Annotated in this window: 14 protein-coding genes; 6 read left to right on the top strand and 8 right to left on the bottom strand. The window is 69.7% G+C overall.

Annotated elements, in window-relative coordinates:
* Position 1: 1 nt before the first annotated feature.
* Positions 2-2,713, bottom strand: coding sequence for a ribosome-associated ATPase/putative transporter RbbA (rbbA, locus tag DKG75_RS20765; RefSeq protein WP_109923110.1), 2,712 nt, complete (start codon positions 2,711-2,713; stop codon positions 2-4).
* Positions 2,710-3,696 (bottom strand): HlyD family secretion protein, encoded by a 987-nt coding sequence (locus DKG75_RS20760; protein ID WP_109923109.1) that lies wholly within the window; start codon positions 3,694-3,696, stop codon positions 2,710-2,712. The genes rbbA and DKG75_RS20760 overlap by 4 nt, the downstream gene beginning before the upstream one ends.
* A gap of 155 nt (positions 3,697-3,851) precedes the next feature.
* Between DKG75_RS20760 and DKG75_RS20755 the strand changes: the two genes are divergently transcribed.
* Together DKG75_RS20755 and fabI are read left to right on the top strand one after the other, a co-directional pair.
* Positions 3,852-5,585, top strand: a complete 1,734-nt coding sequence (locus DKG75_RS20755) for a PHA/PHB synthase family protein (protein WP_109923108.1) — start codon at positions 3,852-3,854, stop codon at positions 5,583-5,585.
* Positions 5,569-6,357: an enoyl-ACP reductase FabI gene (gene fabI / locus DKG75_RS20750; RefSeq protein WP_109923107.1), complete on the top strand. Its 789-nt coding sequence runs from the start codon at positions 5,569-5,571 to the stop codon at positions 6,355-6,357. The genes DKG75_RS20755 and fabI overlap by 17 nt, the downstream gene beginning before the upstream one ends.
* Here fabI and DKG75_RS20745 read toward each other — a convergent pair.
* From DKG75_RS20745 to DKG75_RS20720, 6 genes are all read right to left on the bottom strand, one after another.
* Positions 6,339-7,472: a DUF1513 domain-containing protein gene (locus DKG75_RS20745; RefSeq protein WP_109923106.1), complete on the bottom strand. Its 1,134-nt coding sequence runs from the start codon at positions 7,470-7,472 to the stop codon at positions 6,339-6,341. The genes fabI and DKG75_RS20745 overlap by 19 nt on opposite strands.
* Positions 7,473-7,474: 2 nt before the next feature.
* Entirely contained in the window at positions 7,475-8,599 is a 1,125-nt protein-coding gene (locus DKG75_RS20740) for an imelysin family protein (protein ID WP_109923105.1), read from the bottom strand.
* Positions 8,600-8,612: 13 nt separating this feature from the next.
* Positions 8,613-10,016 carry a di-heme oxidoreductase family protein gene (locus tag DKG75_RS20735; protein WP_243746623.1) on the bottom strand — a complete coding sequence of 468 codons (1,404 nt, stop codon included), beginning with the start codon at positions 10,014-10,016 and terminating at the stop codon, positions 8,613-8,615.
* Between the two features lie 64 nt (positions 10,017-10,080).
* Positions 10,081-11,355, bottom strand: coding sequence for an imelysin family protein (locus tag DKG75_RS20730; protein WP_243746625.1), 1,275 nt, complete (start codon positions 11,353-11,355; stop codon positions 10,081-10,083).
* Positions 11,356-11,449: 94 nt separating this feature from the next.
* Entirely contained in the window at positions 11,450-12,247 is a 798-nt protein-coding gene (locus DKG75_RS20725) for a dienelactone hydrolase family protein (RefSeq protein WP_109923102.1), read from the bottom strand.
* A 92-nt stretch (positions 12,248-12,339) separates the two neighbouring features.
* A complete protein-coding gene (locus tag DKG75_RS20720) occupies positions 12,340-14,247 on the bottom strand; it encodes a DUF4394 domain-containing protein (protein ID WP_109923101.1) in 1,908 nt (635 codons plus the stop codon).
* Positions 14,248-14,590: 343 nt separating this feature from the next.
* Here DKG75_RS20720 and DKG75_RS20715 point away from each other — a divergent pair, with 343 nt between their 5' ends.
* From DKG75_RS20715 to DKG75_RS20700, 4 genes are all read left to right on the top strand, one after another.
* Complete coding sequence (locus DKG75_RS20715; RefSeq protein WP_243746627.1) at positions 14,591-15,589, top strand: TerC family protein; 999 nt, start codon at positions 14,591-14,593, stop codon at positions 15,587-15,589.
* A complete protein-coding gene (locus DKG75_RS20710) occupies positions 15,570-15,965 on the top strand; it encodes a DUF4112 domain-containing protein (protein ID WP_109923099.1) in 396 nt (131 codons plus the stop codon). Before DKG75_RS20715 ends, DKG75_RS20710 begins: the two co-directional genes overlap by 20 nt.
* Positions 15,966-16,043: 78 nt before the next feature.
* Positions 16,044-16,799: a SapC family protein gene (locus DKG75_RS20705; RefSeq protein WP_166646604.1), complete on the top strand. Its 756-nt coding sequence runs from the start codon at positions 16,044-16,046 to the stop codon at positions 16,797-16,799.
* Between the two features lie 56 nt (positions 16,800-16,855).
* Complete coding sequence (locus tag DKG75_RS20700) at positions 16,856-17,977, top strand: CobW family GTP-binding protein (protein WP_109923097.1); 1,122 nt, start codon at positions 16,856-16,858, stop codon at positions 17,975-17,977.
* Positions 17,978-18,041 lie beyond the last annotated feature (64 nt).

Raw genomic sequence — 18,041 nt, 5'->3', positions numbered from 1 at the left:
CTCAGCGTTCCCGCTTCGAGAGGAAGGCCATGGCCGCGACGATGAAGGCGACGGCGAAGACCGCCAGCATGGCATGATCGGCCCAGAGATCGCCGAGGCCGAGCGACTTGGTGAAGGTGCCGACGCTGATCTGCTGGTACCAGCCGGCGGGAAAGGCGACGCCGAACAGCCGCCCGCCCCCGGACAGCGAGGAGACCGGCACCATGAGCCCGGAGAAATTCACCGCCGGGATGATGGCGACGATGGCGGTGGCGAAGATCGCCGCCAGCTGCGACCGGGTGAAGGCGGAAATCAGCAGGCCAAAGCCGGTCGTCGCCAGCAGGTAAAGGAAAGTGCCGCCGACCAGCGCCGCCAGGGAACCCTTCACCGGCACGCCGAACAGCAGGACGGCGAGCACGAGCATCATGGCGAAACTGACCGCGGCGATCGCCACATAGGGCGCCTGCTTGCCGGTCAGGAATTCGAAGCGGGTGACCGGGGTCGCGCGGAAATTGGCGATCGAGCCGGTCTCCTTCTCCCGCACCACGCCGACCGCCGTCATCATCGCCGGGATCAGCACCAGCATCAGCATGATGACGCCGGGGACGATGGCCGGCGCGCTCTTGAACGATTGGTTGTAGCGGAAGCGGCCGACCACGGCGAAGGCATCGCCGGACAGCGGCGCGCCCAGGTCCTGGGCGATCGCCGCCATACGCGCGGCCAGCGCCGCCTGGACGTAGGCGCGCGTGGTCTCGGCCCGGAACGGCATGGCGCCGTCGATCCAGACCGCCAGTTCCGGCCGGCGCCCGGCCAGGACGTCGCGGCCGAAGCCGTGCGGCACTTCGACCACGAATTTCAGGGTGCCGTCGCGGAGCGCGGCCTCGGCCGCGGCCGGATCGGCCAGCGCGATCGCCGGGGCGAAGGCGCGGCTGCCCTCGAAGGCTTCGAGGACGGCGCGGCTTTCCCGGCTCCGGTCCTGGTCGAAGACGCCGTAGGGCAGATCCTCGACGTCGAAGGAAATGCCGTAGCCGAAGGTGATCATCAGCAGGACGGGGGCGAAGAGCGCGAAGGCGAGGCGGATCGGATCGCGCAGGATTTCCATCGCCTCGCGCCGCGCATAGGCCCACCAGCGCCGGCGCGAGAACAATTGCCCCCCGGCCGCGGCAGCCCCCGCCGCCTCGGCCGGCGGTGCCGGGGCGTCGACGGCCGCGGGGCCGGCCGCCGCTTCGAGATAGGCGATGAAGGCATCCTCCAGCCGCGCCCGCCCTTTCGAGGCGGCGAGATCGGCGGGCGTGCCCACCGCCAGCACCTTGCCCGCATGCATCAGGGAGATGCGGTCGCAGCGTTCCGCCTCGTTCATGAAATGGGTGGAGATGAAGATGGTGACGCCCTTGCCCCGGGCGAGGTCGACGAGATAGCGCCAGAACTGGTCGCGGGCGACCGGATCGACGCCCGAGGTCGGCTCGTCCAGGATCAGCATGTCCGGCTCGTGCAGCACGGCGGCGGCCAGTTGCAGGCGCTGGCGGATGCCGAGCGGCAGGTCGTCCGGCAGCTTGTCCGCGACCTCGGCCAGGTCGAAATCGCCGATCACCGCCGCCACCCGCGCCGGCCCCGCCGCGCCCAGGTGGAACAGGCGGGCGTGCAGGTCCAGGTTCTGGCGCACGGTCAATTCGCCATAGAGCGAGAAGGCCTGCGACATATAGCCGACGCGCCGCCTTGTCGCCATGTCGCCCGCATCCAGGGGCTGGCCGAACAGGCGCGCCTCGCCCTCGCTGGGGGCGAGAAGGCCGGTCAGCATTTTCATCGTCGTGGTCTTGCCGCAGCCGTTCGAGCCGAGGAAGCCGAAAATCTCCCCCTTCTCGATCCTGAAGGAGACATGGTCGACGGCGGTGAAGGCGCCGAACCGGCAGGTGAGATCCGTCGCCTCGATGGCGACGGCGGCCTCGTCCCCGCCGCGCGGCGGCACGGTGACGCCCGCCGCCGCCGATCGTTCCGCCGGCAGCAGGCGGATGAAGGCGGCCTCCAGCGTGGTGCAGCCGGTCTCGCGCAGCAGGTCGGCCGGCTTTCCGGTCGCCAGCACCCGGCCGTCGTCCATGGCGGCGATCCAGTCGAAGCGTTCCGCCTCCTCCATATAGGCGGTGGCGACCAGCGTGCTCATGCCCGGGCGGCGGGCCCGGATGCGATCGATCAAGTCCCAGAACTGGCGCCGCGACAGCGGATCGACGCCGGTGGTCGGCTCGTCCAGGATCAGGAGATCCGGGTCATGGATCAGCGCGCAGCAGAGCGAGAGCTTCTGCTTCATCCCGCCCGACAGCTTGCCCGCCGGCCGGTCGATGAAGGGGGCGAGCCCGGTCGCCGCCACCAGTTCGGCGATGCGCGCCGCCCGTTCCGCCGCCGGCTGGCCGAACAGGCGGCCGAAGAAATCCAGGTTCTCGCGGATCGAGAGGGTGGGATAGAGATTGCGGCCCAGCCCCTGGGGCATATAGGCGATGCGGGTCAGGCAATGCCGGCGGTGGCGGCGGCGGGCGATGTCGCCGCCCAGGACCTCGACGGTGCCGGCCTGGCCGCGCCTGACCCCGGCGACCAGGGCGAGCAGGGTCGACTTGCCGACCCCGTCCGGCCCGATCAGCCCGGCCATGCCGCCGGCGGGAATGGCGAGATCGACCCCGCGCAGCGCCGCGACCGCGCCGTAGCGGTGCGCGACCCCCGCCAGCCGCGCGACCGCTGCGGTCACTTCGACAGCCTCACGTCCAGTTGCGCCGGCCAGGGCACGCCGGCGTCGTAGCGGACATAGCCCATGCCCCGAACCCCGGTCTTCACCTGTTCGCGGTGGGCGTCGAGCAGGGCGGGATCGATGCGCAGCTTCACCTTGAACATCAGCTTGTCGCGCTCGTCGCGGGTTTCGACCGCATTCGGCGTGAACTGGGCCTCGGCGGATACGAAGGAGACGGCGGCGGGGATGACGAGATCGGGCACCGGGTCCAGCACCAGCCGCGCCTCGCCGCCGACCGCCAGCCGCCCGGCCTGGGCCGCCGGCAGATAGATGGTCATATAGACTTCGCCGACATCGAGCAGGGTGACGACGCGGGCGCCGGCGGCCAGCACCTCGCCCGGTTCCGCCAGCCGGTATTGCACCCGGCCGGCGCGCGGCGCCACCAGTTCGGTATCGGCGGCCAGCGTCTTCAGCCGGTCGAGGCCGGCCTTGGCGGTATCGATCGCCGCCGTCGCCTGGGCTTCGGTCGCCCGCGCCGCCGCGACCGCGGCTTCCGCCGCCGCCAGCTGGGCCCGGCGCTGGTCCAGCACCTCGATCGATTGGAAGCCGCGCCGCTGCAGGCTTTCGGCCCGCTCGAACTCCTGGCGGGCCAAGGCCTGCTGGCTTTCCGCCTGGGCGACATTGGCCGCGGCGGCGGCGGCCGCCTTTTCCGCCTGCACCACCTGGGCGGCGGCGCCGGCGACCTGGGCATCGAGTTCCGCCCGGTCCATGCGGGCGATCACCGCGCCCCGGGCGACGAAATCGCCCTCGCGCGCCAGGATTTCGACGACGCGGCCGGCCATCTTGGTCGAGACATCCACCTGATCGGCTTCGAGCCGGCCGTTGGCCCCGGCGATTCCCGCCGGCAGGCTGCCCGCCTGGACATGGCGCCAGTAGAAATAGCCGCCGACACCCAAAGCCGCCGCCAGCGCGACCACGATCAATACCCGCAACGCCCTGGACATACCGACATCCCACTTCCGACCGGACCGCAACCCTTAAGGCATGACATCATCATGCCACCGCTTTTCCTCTATGATCCATGTCAATGATGCGCTGCATTCAAAGCGCACCATCGCGCCGCAACAACGGCCGACCTGCCAAGTATCCGGAGTAGACGATGGACGGAGCCTTCACCTCGACCCTCGACCGCAAGGCGAAATCCGCCGCGGCGCGGCTGACCGGGGGCATTTCGCCGGTCGCCCTGCTGGGCGCCTTCACCGATTGGGGGCTGCATCTCGCGGGCTCGCCGGGCAAGCAGATCGAACTGGTGGAAAAGGGCCTGACCGGCGCCGCCAACCTGCTGCGCTTCGGCCTCCACTGCATGACCGAGCCGGAATCGGGCGCCACCCATCCGGCCCAGGCCCAGAAGGGCGACCACCGGTTCGACGCCCCGGCCTGGGAACGCTTTCCCTTCAACCTGTGGTCCCAGAGCTTCCTGCTGACCGAACAATGGTGGCACGAGGCGACCACCAGCGTGCGCGGCGTCACCCGCCAGCACAGCGACGTCGTCGCCTTCGTCACCCGGCAATTGCTGGACATGGCCGCGCCTTCGAACACGCCGCTCACCAACCCGGTCGTCCTCGAACAGACGATCCTGCAAGGCGGGGCCAACCTGCTGCGGGGGGCGCAGAATTTCCTCGAAGACCTGGGCCGCCAGCTATCCCACGAGCGGGCGGCGGGCGACGACTTCAAGGTCGGCGTCGATCTCGCGGCGACGCCGGGCAAGGTGATCCTGCGCAACCGCCTGGCCGAGGTGATCCAATATGCCCCGGCGACCGAGACGGTGCAGGCCGAGCCGATCCTGATCGTGCCGGCCTGGATCATGAAATATTACATCCTGGACCTCTCGGCCCAGAATTCGCTGGTGCGCTACCTGACCGGGCGGGGCCACACGGTCTTCATCATTTCCTGGAAGAACCCGGACGGCGGCGACCGCGACCTCGGGCTCGACGATTACCGGCAATTGGGGGTCATGGCCGCCCTCGATGCCGTCAGCGCCATCGTGCCGGGCGAGAAGATCCATGCCGCCGGCTATTGCCTGGGCGGCACCCTGCTGTCGATCGCCGCCGCCGCCATGGCGCGGGACGGCGACCGGCGCCTCGCCTCGCTCACCCTGCTCGCGGCCCAGACCGATTTCACCGAACCGGGCGAGATCGCCCTCTTCATCAACGAAAGCCAGGTCACCTTCCTCGAAGACATGATGTGGCAGCGCGGCTTCCTCGAAACCGGGCAGATGGCCGGGGCGTTCCAATTGCTGCGCTCCAACGACCTGATCTGGTCGCGGCTGATCCACGACTACCTGCTCGGCCAGCGCGAGAAGCTGATCGACCTCATGTCGTGGAATGCGGATGCGACGCGGATGCCCTTCCGCATGCACAGCGAATACCTGCGCCACCTGTTCCTCGACAATGAACTGGCCCGCGCCCAGTTCAAGGTCGGCGAGCATACGGTGGCCCTGACCGACATCCGGGTGCCGGTGTTCGCGGTCGGCACGGTGACCGACCATGTGGCGCCCTGGCGTTCCGTCTACAAGATCAACCAATTGACCGATACCGACGTCACCTTCCTGCTGACCAGCGGCGGCCATAACGCCGGCATCGTGGCCGGGCCGGAAAACCCGCGCCGCCACTACCAGATCGGCCACCGGCTGGCGACCGACGCCCATGTCGATCCCGAGCGTTTCGAACAGCAGGCGCCGCGCCGCGACGGCTCGTGGTGGCCGGCCTGGGCCGGCTGGATCGAGGGTTTGCAGGCCGACCGCCCGCGGGTGGCGCCCCCGCCCCTCGGCAATGCGGATGCGGGCTATGCGGCGATCGAGGAGGCCCCGGGGTCCTATGTCCATCAATCCTGAACCCCTGGCCGGCCTGCTGGCGGGCAAGGTCGGGCTCGTCACCGGCATCGCCAACGGCTCGTCCATCGCCGCCGGCTGCGCCCGGCTGTTCCGCGCCGCCGGGGCGGAACTGGCGGTCACCCACCTGAACGAGCGCGCCCTGGCCCATGTCCGGCCGGTGGCGGAAGAGGTCGGCGCCGCCCTGCTCCTGCCCCTCGACGTGACCGACGACGCGGCGCTGGAGGCGGTGTTCGAGGCGATCCGCGCCCGCTGGGGCCGGCTCGACTTCCTGCTGCATTCGATCGCCTTCTGCCCCAAGGAAGACCTGCACGGGCGGGTGGTCGATTCCTCGCGCCAGGGCTTCGCCACCGCCATGGACGTCTCGGTCCATTCCTTCATCCGCATGGCCCGGCTGGCGGAACCGCTGATGGACCGGGGCGGCTGCCTGCTGACCGTCAGCTATTACGGCAGCGAGAAAGTGGTCGACCATTACAACGTCATGGGCCCGGTGAAGGCGGCGCTGGAAGCCAGCGTGCGCTATCTCGCCGCCGAGCTGGGGCCCCGGGGGATCCGGGTTAACGCCCTGTCACCGGGGCCGCTGAAGACGCGGGCGGCGTCCGGCATCGATCATTTCGACGACCTGATCGAGGCGGCCCGCAGCCGCGCCCCGGCGCGGCGCCTGGTCGACATCGCCGAGGTCGGCGCCATCGCCGCCGGCCTCGTCAGCGATTTCTCGACCGGGGTCACGGGCAATATCGCCTATGTCGACGGCGGCTACCACGTCGTCGACTGAGGGGCGCTGACCAGGGCCATGTGATTGTCCCACAGCGCGGTCCGGGCCAGGTCGCCGTCGAGGCGGCGGGTCTCGCCCGGGCCGACCACCGCGATCCCGCCATGGCCGCCGGCGATATAGAAGCGGCCGGGCTGCGCCGGATCGGCGGCGATGGGGCAGACGTCGGACAGCGACCGGCTGCCGAGATAGCGGCCGTCGTCATAGGCGAAGAAGGCGGCGCTGCCGCCGCGCGGGCTGGTCATGCCGAAATGCCGGCCCGCCGCGTCGCTGGCCAGACTGCCGCAATATTGCCGCAGATCGGCCAGGGCGGTGCGCGGCATCTCCAGCAATTGCACCGTGCCGTCGGGGCGCAGCACGCCGCCGAGGGGCACGAGACGGTCCGCCGGCCCTTCCGACTGCATGGCGAAGGCGACGCTGCCGTCCGCCCCGATCGCGAGATGGCGGATGGAAAGCTGGAACAGGTCCGGCGCCAGCCGGTACTGGTGGACGATCGCGCCGCTCGCCACGTCGATCAGGCTGAGGGACGAGTCCATCTCGTCCAGGTTGAGCTTCGCCCCCGGCGCGTCCGGATGGGTCAGGATGCCGCCGTTGGCGACCGCGATCAGCCGCCCGCCGGGCAGCAGGCGGACATCGTGGGGATCGAGGCCGCCGCTCTCCCATTCCGCGACCCGGCGATAGCCCTCGGCGACGTCATAGACGCCGATCAGGCCGCGCTCCCCCTCGAAATCGGTCTCGGTGGCGAAGAACAGGCGACCGTCGGCGCCGTGAATGCCGTGGCCGCAGAAATGCCGTCCGGCCGCCGCTTCGGCGCGGGCGACCACTGCCCCGTCCGCCAGCCGCACCGCCAGGGCGAAGGTGCCCGGCCGGCGGCCGATAACCACCGCATGGCCGCGGTCGGGGCTGACGGCGACGCCGTGGCCGCGCGCCGGCAGGGGCAGGTCGATCACCGCCCGGCCCGCATCGTCGAAGGCGGTGGCGAAGGCGGCGCCGGCGCCGGTCAGCCGGGTGCCGAACCAGCGCGGCGCCGCAGGGGCGGCCAGGACCGGCCGGCGCGCGAAGGCCAGCGCCGCCGCCATGAGGCCGAGGCCCCGGCGCCTGGTAACGCGGACAGCCATGATCAATCCCCGTCGAGCGCGTTGAAGCCGACCGGAATGCCCAGCGCCGGCGCCACCTCGTTGGCGAGCAGGGCCTTGGCGGCGCCGGCATCGGCGACCAGCGCGACCAGGCGGGGCCGCTGTCCGGCATCGGTCAGGGCCTTGTCCAGCGGCCCCTCGATCGCGGCGGCCGCGGCGACGAGATCGGCCAGCGCCTTGTCGACCTTGGCGGCAAGGACGGCATCGCGCGCCTTGACCACATCGCCCATGCCGGAACGCCAGAGATCGAGGGCGGCGGCAAGGTCGATCCGGATATTGGCCAGCGAGCGGCCGCTGCGCCATTGTTCCAGCAGGCGCGGCTTGGCCCCGCCCGGCCGGTCGCCCAGGGCCCGGGACAGCTTGCGGTCCGCCACCATCTCGACGGCGAGATGCAGGGATTTGAACAGTTCCACCGCCGCCTCCTGCGGAGTGCGGTAATATTCGTTGCCCCCGCCGGCGGCTTTGAGCATGGCGGCATAGGCGACGCTGCCGCCCTGCCAGTCGGCAAGCACGCCCGCCGCCTGGCGCGCGATATTGGCGGCGATGCCCGCCGCCGCGGCACAGCGCAGCGCCGCATCGCCGTTGCCGGCCAGGAGCAGGCCCGCGTCGTCGCCATAGAGCAGGCGTTCGAGGGCGGGCAGGCCCTGGATCGAGACGCTCAGCTTTTCCAGCGCGTCCGGCCGGAACTGGGCGGCATCGCCCTTGCCGAGCAGGTCGGCGAGCTGGCGGCCGACACTGTCGCGCGGGTCGGGCCAGAACATCAGCCGCGACGACCGCATGAAGAGTTCGAGCGGCCCGAAGCGAAGATGCTGCACGCCCTGCCAACCGTCGGAGGCATCGGCGTAAAGCGCCCGCAGGCGGTCGAGGCCGGCCTCGTCCGGGGCGCGGCAGAAGGCCGCGGCCCCGGCCTCGAGGGCGGCGGCGGCGGCGGCGAGGCGCGTGAAGGCGGGCAGGACATGGCGATCGACGATGGCGCCGTTCATCGCCGCGAGGGCCGCCGCCGCCTCGGCGGAAAGGGCCGGGCCCTCCGCCTCGTCGTCGGCCCGGGCAAGGGCGGGCGGCCCGGCCAGGAGGGAGGCCAAGGTCAGGATCTTCAGCCATTCGCGCATGGGCAGCGCTCCGTTACAGGGACTGCAGGAAAGTGATCAGCCGCGCCCGCTCGGCCGGCGAAAGGGCGATGACGGCGTCCCGCGCCCGTTCCGCCTCGCCGCCATGCCAGAGGATGGCTTCGATGAGATTGCGGGCGCGGCCGTCGTGCAGGAATTCGGTACGCCCGCCGACCTCGGCGGTCAAGCCGATGCCCCACAGCGGCGGGGTGCGCCATTCCGCCCCGGCGGCCTCGCCCTCCGCCTTGCCGTCGGCAAGGCCGGGGCCCATGTCGTGCAGCAGGAGGTCGGTATAGGGATAGATGCGCTGGCCGGCCAGTTCGGGATCGACCCCGTCCCGCCCGGTCACCCAGGCGGGGACATGGCAGGCGCTGCAACCGGCGGCCAGGAACAGGGCCTTGCCGGCCAGAACCTCGGGGTCGCGGGCGGCGGGCCTTGCCGGCACCGCCAGATGGCGGGCGTAGAAGACGGTCAGGTCGAACATGCGGGCCGTGACCTCCACCCCTTCGGCCGGGTCGTCGCCGGCTGGCGCGGCCAGGCAGGCGGGCTGGCGCTCGGTGCAGTCGCCGCGCGACCGGCGGATCAGGGGGGTGGACAGGCCGATGTCGGTGGCGAAGGCATCGGCGGCCTGGGCCGCGATATCGGGCTGGGCCGCCTTCCAGCCGAAACGGCCGAGCCGCGCCTCGGGCCCGAGGCGCTGGGCGCGGCCGGAAATGCCGTCGCCGTCCGCATCGTCCGGATCGGCGCGGGCGACGATATCGGCAGCCGGGATCGCTTCCAGCAGGCCGAGGCCGATCATGGGCGGGGCGATGCGGGCCGAGACCTGGACATCCGGCGCCAGCGGCCCCTGCGCCAGGTCGGCGACGCCATAGGCCGGGCGGCGCAGGCTGGCGACCTCGCCGCCGGCAAGGGCGACCGGCACTTCGTCATAGGCCAAGGTCAGGCGGCCTTCGGGGCGGAAGCCCTGGATCGCGGCATTCTGCAACTGGTGGCCATAGGTCGGCTCCGCCCCGCCGCCCGGCAGGCCGAGGCGGAGAACGAGAGAGACTGCCGGCGCCCCCGGGTCGGGCACCTGGCCCCGGCCGTCGCGGCGGTGGCAGCTTTCGCAGGCGCGGGCATTGAACAGGGGGCCGAGACCGTCGGACGCCGTGGTCGAACTGGGAGACGAGGCCCAGCGCTTGCGGAACAGGGCGTCGCCGAGCCCGAAATCGAGCCGCCGGTCCAGACTCATGCCCGCGGACGGATGGGTGAAGGCCCGGCTGTCCCGCGCCTTGAGCGCGGTGGCGGCGCCGCCCGGCCTCTCCTCCCCCGGCTCGAACAGCGCGCGGGCGAACGGCGGGCGCGCCGCGAGGATCAGCGCCGCGACGGCGAGCAGGACGGCGAGCCCGAAGGGCCGCGGCAGACGCCCGAAACCGATCAACCGAGACATCCCCGATGGCGAACGGGGCCGCGCTGCGGCCCCGTCGACAGGATCGATACGGCGATTACTTCGCGACGGCGGACGGATTGTCCAGGCTGTCCGACCCTTCGAACTGGATCGGCGTCAGCTTCAGGGCGGTGATGATCCGCTCGAACGACTTGGTCTGATCGGTCAGGGTATCGACCAGCTTCTGCACCAGGCCGTTGCCTTCCGCATTGCCGGCGCCGATCAGCTGGTCGTAATGCTCGCCGCCTTCGGCCTTCAGCTTGATCGCGGTGGCGGCGGCATTGGTCGCCAGCAGCTTGGCGTCGACTTCGGCGGCCAGCTTGGCATCGGCTTCGCGCACCAGATCGGCCAGCGCCGGGCCGGTCACGACCTTGCCGTCCACCCGCGTGTAGCGGGCGTTGTAGACATTGATGATGCCCAGGACGTCGAAGTAATGCGAATTATGGGTATTGTCGGAGAAGCAGTCATGCTCCTCCTCCGGGTCGTGGAGGATCAGGCCGAGCTTGGTCCGCTCGCCCCCCAGTTCGCCGTAGGAGAGGCTGCCGAGGCCGGTGAGAATGGTGCCGATGCCGCCGTCCGGGCCCTTGGCCGCCAGTTCCTTGCGGGCCTGGCCCTCGGGCTGCCACTGCTTGGCCATCCATTCGAGATCGTCCACCAGCAGCTTGGTCGCCACCGTCAGATAGGCGCCGCGGCGGTCGCAATTGCCGTTGGTGCAGGCGTCGCCCTTGGCATAGTCGGTCCAGGGGCGGTTGCCGGCGCCCGGCCCGGTGCCGTTCAGGTCCTGGCCCCAGAGCAGGAATTCGATGGCGTGATAGCCGGTCGCCACATTGGCATCGACTTCGCCCGCGCCCTGGAGGTTCTGCAACAGGTCCTCGGTGATGGTCGAAGCATCCGTGTCGTCGCAGGCCTTCAGGTCCTTATTGGCGATGATGTTGGCGGTGTAATAGTCGTTCTCGTCCGACTGGGTGCCATAGGACGGGGCGACGTAATCGATCAGCCCCTCGTCCAGCGGCCAGGAATTCACCTTGCCTTCCCAATCGTCGACGATGGCATTGCCGAAGCGATAGGCCTCCGACTGCATGTAGGGCACGCGGGCCGCCGCCCAGGCCGTGCGCGCCGCAAGGAGATTGGCCGGCGACGGTTCCGCCACCAGCTTGTCGACCGCGGCCTTCAGGGCCTTGGCCGTGGTCACGCTGTCCTCGAAGACCGCCTGGGCGATATCGCCATAGGTCTTCAGAACCGCCGCCTTGTCCGTCGCCGCCGCCGCGGTACCCATGGCGCCGAGGGTGAGCGCGCCCACCGCCGCCAGCATTGCCCAGGTTTTGCTGATCATCCCTACCTCCATGGCAGGTGCCGGATGAAGGTCGCCCGCCTCTCACTTCTGCGACGCATTATTAATAGCGGCACCCCTGCCGATGCAAGGGGTGTCAGCGTCGCCGCGCCTCCTCGATGAAGGCGGCGATATCGTCGATGACCGCCTTGTCGGGCACCGCATGGCCGAGGCCGCGGATCACCTGGTTGCGGGCCATGGCCCGGCCGCGCAGGGCATAGCCGCAATCGCCGCCCAGCCGGGCCGAGACCACCAGGGGGTCGTCCGCCCCGACCACGGCATAGACGGCGCGGTCGGCGGGCACGCGCAGGCCGTCGAAATCGGCGTTCTCGCGGTCGGTGCAGGTCCAGCCCATGATGACGACGGCCGCCACCGCCGCCGGCAGATCGGCATATTGGGCGGCGGCGAGCCCGCCTTCGCTGGCCCCCATGAGGGCGAGGCCGTGGCTGTCGACCCAGGGCAGGCCGCGCAGCCGCTCCAAGGTCCAGCGCGCCTCGTCGAGCCGCCAGCGCAGGGTCTCGGGGCCGACGTCGCCGCAGCTCGCGGGCCGGTCCGGCCGGGCAAAGGACCAGGGCGCGACGACGGCAAAGCCCTTCTTCACGAAAAGCTCGGGCACCCCCGCCATGTCGCCGGAACAGCCATGGAGAAACACGATCACCGGCAGCCGGGTGTCGGGGCGGAGCAGGCCCGCCAGCGGATCGCCCTCGGTGCCGCCACGCGCGATGAGATCGCGGACGCTGGCGTCGATCGCCTGCCCGTCACCGGTTGCGGTCCAGGGGACATAGACCCGCGTCCCGGCCCAGACATCGTCGCGGTCGGACCACAGAAGGTCGCAGCCGGCAAGCGCCAGCAGGAACGGGAGGGCAAGGGATCGCCAGAACGTCGCGGATTTCATCGCGCGCAGCCTAACCCCACTTGCCCGCAGGCGGAACGCCCGAAAGCGGAGAGGCAACGCGGGAGGGGATGGCCCCCTCCCGCAGGGCCGGCCTACCAGCGGTAGCGGACGCCGCCCTGGACGTCGTGGCCGGTGATCCGGTCGCCGTATTCGCCGCGGTAACCGCCATAGACCGACCATTTGGCACTCAGCACCGTGTCGAACCCGGCGCGGACCAGCAGGGCGTTCTCGTTCGGCGCATCGTCCGCCAGGCGGATCCTGCCGGCATTCGGGATCTGGGCGAAACCGGCGGCATAATCGCGCTCGCCGGCGAATTCATGCTGCCAGGCGACGCCGATATAGGGTGCGATCGCCTGACCGTCGCCGATCGCAAAGCTGCGCGACACTTCGAAGCCGATGTCCGACGTGACCGAATCGACCTCGCCGATATCGGCGACGAGGGGCACCGCACCGGTTTCGCGGGCACGATCGGCATCGAACCGCACGTAAGTCAGGCCGGCGGCCGGCACCAGGGAAAAGCCGCCGAGGTTGAAGGCATAGCTGCCGCGCAGCCCCGCGGTATAGCGGTTGCCGTCGACCTTGGCCGCGGCGCCGCCGGTGCGGCGAACATCGTAATTGTCGGAATTGAAGCCGAGCACGCCGTCGAGCGCGAGGCCGCCGAAGGCATAGCGGGCATAGGCGACGAAGCCATAGGTGGTGAGGTCGGCATCGTCGCCGCTGCTTTTCAGGGACAGGCTGCCGTCGCCGAGCTGGAAGGCGCCGCCGACGGTGAGGCCGCCGACGACCGCATCGCCGCCGAGGATGACGCCGACATGGTCGTATTCATAATCGCGCAGGCCCCGCGCGCCATCGGCCTCGGCACCGCCGCCGATGACCGCCATCCAGAACGAACCGGCGTCACGATCGGCCAGACGGCTGGCGACCGCATCGACCGTCGCCCGGGACTGGGCGATCGAAAGCGTGGGCAGTTCGAGGTAGATCTCGCCGCCGAGACTGGCGCCGGCGCCCAGTTCGACCTGGCCGGCGGTCGAGAGGAAACTGGTGAAATCGGCCGAATTCGGCGTCCCGGCATAGCCGAACAGGGCCTGGGCCACGGCCCGCTCGGCCGCATTGCCGCTGGCGAGCTGCGCCGGCCGGGTATTGAAGGCGAGGCCGTCCACCGGGGCGGTGGTGCCGATCGCGCCGATCAGGGTGGCGGCGCCGGTCGCGAGGTTGATCGTATAGAGCGACGACCGCCCGGTCGCCGGATCGGTGAGCGAGGCGACGGCGATATTGGAGGAACCGACGGTCAGGATATCGAAACCGACGTTTTCGCTGGTGTTGACGCCGAGAGGCCCGCCCTGGCTGCTGTCCAGGCCGCCGCTGTTCGGCGGGTTCTGCACCAGCAGACGGTCGGTGCCGCTGTCGATCACATAGAGGGTGGTGGTGGTCGCCCCCTCGACATTGTTGGTATAGGCGGCGCCGACGATGCTGCTCGCCGGCTGGACCACGCCGCCGACATTGAGCGCGCCGTCGACCACCGTGGTGCCGATCGCGACCGGGGCGACGCCGTCGACGGCGATGCGCAGGTTTTCCTCGGCATTCGAATTGACGCGCAGGCGATCGGGCACCGGATTGAAATCGACGCCGAAGGCCGTGCCGGTCAACGGCAGGCCGGCGTTGAGGCTGCCGATCGAAGTGGCGACGCCGGTATTCCGGTTGATCCGGTAAAGCTGGCCCGACGCGCCGATGCCATAGGCGAACACGCTGTTGGAGAAGGACAGGCCCGAGCCGTTGGTGCCGCGCTCGGGGCGATAGTCGATGCCGAGCAGCCTGTCGCCGGCGGCAAGGCCGGTGACCGTCCGGGTCGAGGTCACGGTGCCCGGCGCATTCTGCTCGATCGACAGGAAATTGCCGCTGGTGGTCAGCAGATCGATGGTCTGGGCCTGCGCCGCGGCGCCGCCGGCCGCGGCGATGGCGAGCGCAAGCCCGCTGATCCGCGCCGGATTGGATTTGGACATTGTGGTTCCCCCAAGCGTTCAGGCGAAATGCCTATGGCTCCCTGCGCCGGGCTTTACGCTGGAAAACCGGGGCCGGATCGCCCGCCGGGGGACAGGCGCCCGCACCGATGGTCACGATGCGGGATTGGTGCCGGTTCAGGCCGGCCGGTTCAGGTGGGCCCACCCCGGCCGAAAAGATTTTCCGCCGGCCCTCTTGCAGTTGCGAAGAAGGTCACCATCTGCGCCCTCATCTGGGTCCGGGCCCCTCTGGAAGTCGGCTGCCGCTTGGGCGACGCCTTCGATGTCGGACCCTTCCACCTGTCGGACGGCCGTGTCGGCCGCCGCGTCACTTGGGAGGTTCGGCGTGGAAACGTCGCTTTGGGCATGGGGCGGCTTCGTCGCCTTCGTGCTGGTCCTGATCGCCCTCGATCTCGGCATCGTCCACCGCAAGCCCCGCGCCGTGAAGGTTTCGGAGGCGCTGTGGACCAGCCTGTTCTATATCACCCTCGCCCTGATCTTTGCCGCCGGCGTGTTCTATTTCCGCGGCAGCGAGGACGGCTGGGCCTTCCTGACCGGCTTCCTGATCGAGAAGAGCCTGTCGATCGACAATATCTTCGTCTTCGTCCTGATCTTCACCCATTTCAGCGTGCCGGCCGAATACCAGCACCGGGTGCTGCTGTGGGGCATCCTGGGCGCCCTGGTCATGCGCGCGGTGCTGATCTTCGCCGGCGTCGAGCTGATCGCCAATTTCCACTGGCTGATCTATGTCTTCGGCGCCTTCCTGGTCGTCACCGGGATCAAGATGCTGCTCGCCGCCGATGCCGAGCCGGACATGGCGAACAACCGCCTGGTCGGCTTCATCAAGCGGCGCATGCGGGTGACCGAGAGCTTCCACGGCGAGCATTTCTTCATCCGCCGGGACGGCGCGCTCTATGCGACGCCGCTGTTCCTGACCCTCGTCATCGTCGAGGCGTCCGACCTCGTCTTCGCGGTCGATTCGATCCCGGCCATTCTCGCGGTGTCGCAGGATGCCTTCATCGTCTTCACCGCCAATGTCTTCGCCATCCTGGGGCTGCGGGCGCTCTATTTCGCGCTGGCCGGCGTCGTCCACAAGTTCCACTATCTGAAATATGCGCTGTCCATCGTCCTGGTGCTGGTCGGAGCGAAGATGCTGGTGAACGGTTATTTCGGGGCCAAGACCATCCCGACCGAATATGCCCTGATCGCGACCGCGGTCCTGGTCTTCGGCTCGATCATCGTGTCCCTGGCCCGGAAGGAGCGGCCGGACGACAGGAAGACGCTGCCGACCGGCTGGGTCGTCGGCTCGCCGGCGAAATCGGGCGATGACAAGCACAAGCCCTGATGCCGGCACGGCCGCGGGCGACCTCGCCCGCCGCCTGAAGCGGCTCGACACCCTGGCGCGCCTCCTCGAGGCGCGCTGGGTCCTGCCCCTGGTGCGGAAACCGGTCGGCCTCGATGCCCTGATCGGGCTCTTGCCGGTGGCGGGCGATCTCGTCACCGCCCTGATCTCGCTCGGCTTCGTGGTCGAGGCCGGGCGCATGGGGGTGGGGCGCTGGACCATGGCGCGCATGCTCGGCAATGTCGGGCTCGACATGCTGATCGGCCTGGTGCCGGTGGTCGGCGACTATGCCGACGTGCTGTTCCGGGCCAACAGCCGCAATGTGGCGCTGATCCGCCGGGATCTCGCCCGCCGCCATCCGCGCCTTGGCCAAGATTGAGCTTCGCACCCGGCGGGTGCCCCCCCTATAGTGGCGCCCGCCCGGCGCGGGCGCACCGAAACCGTCCAGAGAAGTACCGTGAGCGAAACCACCCAGCAGACCCCGGCCCCGGCCCTGCCCCTGTTCTACGTCCAGCCCGAAGTGCTGACGCCGGCCCGTCACGGCAATCTGAGGGTCAAGGCCCCCGAACACCTGAAGTTCGCGGCCAAGGCCAATTCGATTCCCATCGTCGCCGAGGAATTCCTCGATTGCGCCGGCGCCTATCCGATCGTCTTCACCAACGGGCCGTCGCCGGCCGCGGTGGCGATCGTCGGCATCCGCGACAACGAGAACCTGTTCCTCGACCTCAAGGGCCGCTGGCTGCCGGGCCTGCCGATCCCGGCCTATATCCGGCGCTATCCCTTCATCTTCCTGGAACTGCCCGAGCAGGACCGGCTGACGCTGTGCATCGACCGTTCCGCCCCCAACCTGGCCGAGGGCGGCAGCCAGGGCCAGGCCCTGTTCGAGAACGGCGAGGCGAGCGAATTCGCCAAGGCCTCGCTCGCCTTCTGCGAAGCCTTCCAGAAGCAACTCATCGCCACCCGCGCCTTCGCCGAGCTTCTGGTCCAGCACGACCTGCTGATCCCGCGGAATGTCGAACTGCGCGACCGCAAGGGCCGCAACTACGCCATGTCCGGCTTCCAGGTGGTGAACGAGGAAAAATTCCGCGCCCTGCCGGACGACGTCATCCTGGATTGGACGAAGCGCGGCTTCATGACCGCGATCACCGCCCATTTCATCTCCCTGCGCCGCTGGCCCATGCTGATCGAACGCATGCAGGCCCGGCTCGGCTGACCTCCCTCCCGTCCGACCGGCTTGCCGGGGCGCGAATGTGATATTATAACATCCACATGAGCGCCCCCCTGCCCCCACCCGCTGCCGATGCCGGCATCCCCGTGACCCTGCTGACCGGCTTTCTCGGCAGCGGCAAGACCACCGTGCTGAACGGCTTGCTGCGCCATCCCGCCATGGGCACGGCCGCCGTCATCATCAATGAATTCGGCGCGATCGCCCTCGACCATCAATTGGTCGAAAATGCGCGGGACGACATGATCCTGCTGAAATCGGGCTGCCTGTGCTGCACCGTGAAGGGCGACCTGATCGATTCGCTGCGCCGCCTGTTCCTGCAGCGCGTGCGCGGCGAAGTGCCGGAATTCGACCGGGTGGTGATCGAAACCACCGGCCTTGCCGATCCCGCCCCGATCATCCACACGCTGATGGCCGATCCGCTGGTCGCCGCCCGCTACCGGCTGGACGGGGTGGTGGTGACCGTCGATGCGGTCAACGGCATGGCCACCCTCGACGAGCACGAGGAGGCGGTGAAACAGGCCGCCATGGCCGACCGCCTGCTGCTGACCAAGACCGACCTGGCAACGCCCGGGCAGCAGGCCGCGCTGGCGGCCCGCCTCGCGCTATTGAACCCGGCGGCGCCGCGCGTGACGGTGATCGCCGGGGCAATCGAGCCGGCGGCGGTTCTCGGCCTTGGCCTGTTCGATCCGAACAGCAAAAGCGCCGACGTCGGGCGCTGGCTGAGGGCGGAAGCCTATGAGGCGCATGACCATCACGATCATGGGCATCACGAGCACCACGGCCATCATCACCATGACGTCAACCGCCACGACGACCGGGTGCAGGCCTTCTGCTTCACCATCGACCAGCCGGTCGAACCCTTCGCCTTCGAATCCTGGCTGAACGTGCTGACCAGTTTCCGCGGCCCCAACCTGCTGCGCATCAAGGGCATCGTCAATCTGATCGGCCACGACCGGCCGGTGGCGATCCACGGCGTGCAGACCCTGTTCCACCCGGCGGTGGAATTGCCCGCCTGGCCGGACGGCGACCGACGCAGCCGCATCGTCTTTATCACCCGCGACCTCGATCGCGCGGTGATCGCCGAGACCTTCGCCGCCTTCACCGGCACCGACCCCGCCGCGGGCGGCGATGCGCGCCTCGCCGGCCTCTCCAGCCATGTTTGAATTCGGGTGCCATGCTTGATTTAGGGTGACTGGCGTCACAGCGTTAAATCGGTGATAATCCTAC

It is taken from the genome of Zavarzinia compransoris, assembly GCF_003173055.1.
In the GTDB taxonomy this organism is placed as follows: domain Bacteria; phylum Pseudomonadota; class Alphaproteobacteria; order Zavarziniales; family Zavarziniaceae; genus Zavarzinia; species Zavarzinia compransoris.
Note: the sequence above shows the minus strand (reverse complement) of the source record. Positions and strands in the feature narration are given on the sequence as shown.

Excerpts from the sequence above, each read along its gene's own strand:
- DKG75_RS20760 (WP_109923109.1), bottom strand. The coding sequence starts at position 3,696 with ATGTCCAGGGCGTTGCGGGTATTGATCGTGGTCGCGCTGGCGGCGGCT.
- DKG75_RS20730 (WP_243746625.1), bottom strand. The coding sequence starts at position 11,355 with ATGATCAGCAAAACCTGGGCAATGCTGGCGGCGGTGGGCGCGCTCACC.
- DKG75_RS20745 (WP_109923106.1), bottom strand. The coding sequence starts at position 7,472 with ATGGCTGTCCGCGTTACCAGGCGCCGGGGCCTCGGCCTCATGGCGGCG.
- DKG75_RS20740 (WP_109923105.1), bottom strand. The coding sequence starts at position 8,599 with ATGCGCGAATGGCTGAAGATCCTGACCTTGGCCTCCCTCCTGGCCGGG.
- DKG75_RS20725 (WP_109923102.1), bottom strand. The coding sequence starts at position 12,247 with ATGAAATCCGCGACGTTCTGGCGATCCCTTGCCCTCCCGTTCCTGCTG.
- DKG75_RS20755 (WP_109923108.1), top strand. The coding sequence starts at position 3,852 with ATGGACGGAGCCTTCACCTCGACCCTCGACCGCAAGGCGAAATCCGCC.
- DKG75_RS20720 (WP_109923101.1), bottom strand. The coding sequence starts at position 14,247 with ATGTCCAAATCCAATCCGGCGCGGATCAGCGGGCTTGCGCTCGCCATC.
- DKG75_RS20700 (WP_109923097.1), top strand. The coding sequence starts at position 16,856 with ATGAGCGCCCCCCTGCCCCCACCCGCTGCCGATGCCGGCATCCCCGTG.
- DKG75_RS20710 (WP_109923099.1), top strand. The coding sequence starts at position 15,570 with ATGACAAGCACAAGCCCTGATGCCGGCACGGCCGCGGGCGACCTCGCC.
- fabI (WP_109923107.1), top strand. The coding sequence starts at position 5,569 with ATGTCCATCAATCCTGAACCCCTGGCCGGCCTGCTGGCGGGCAAGGTC.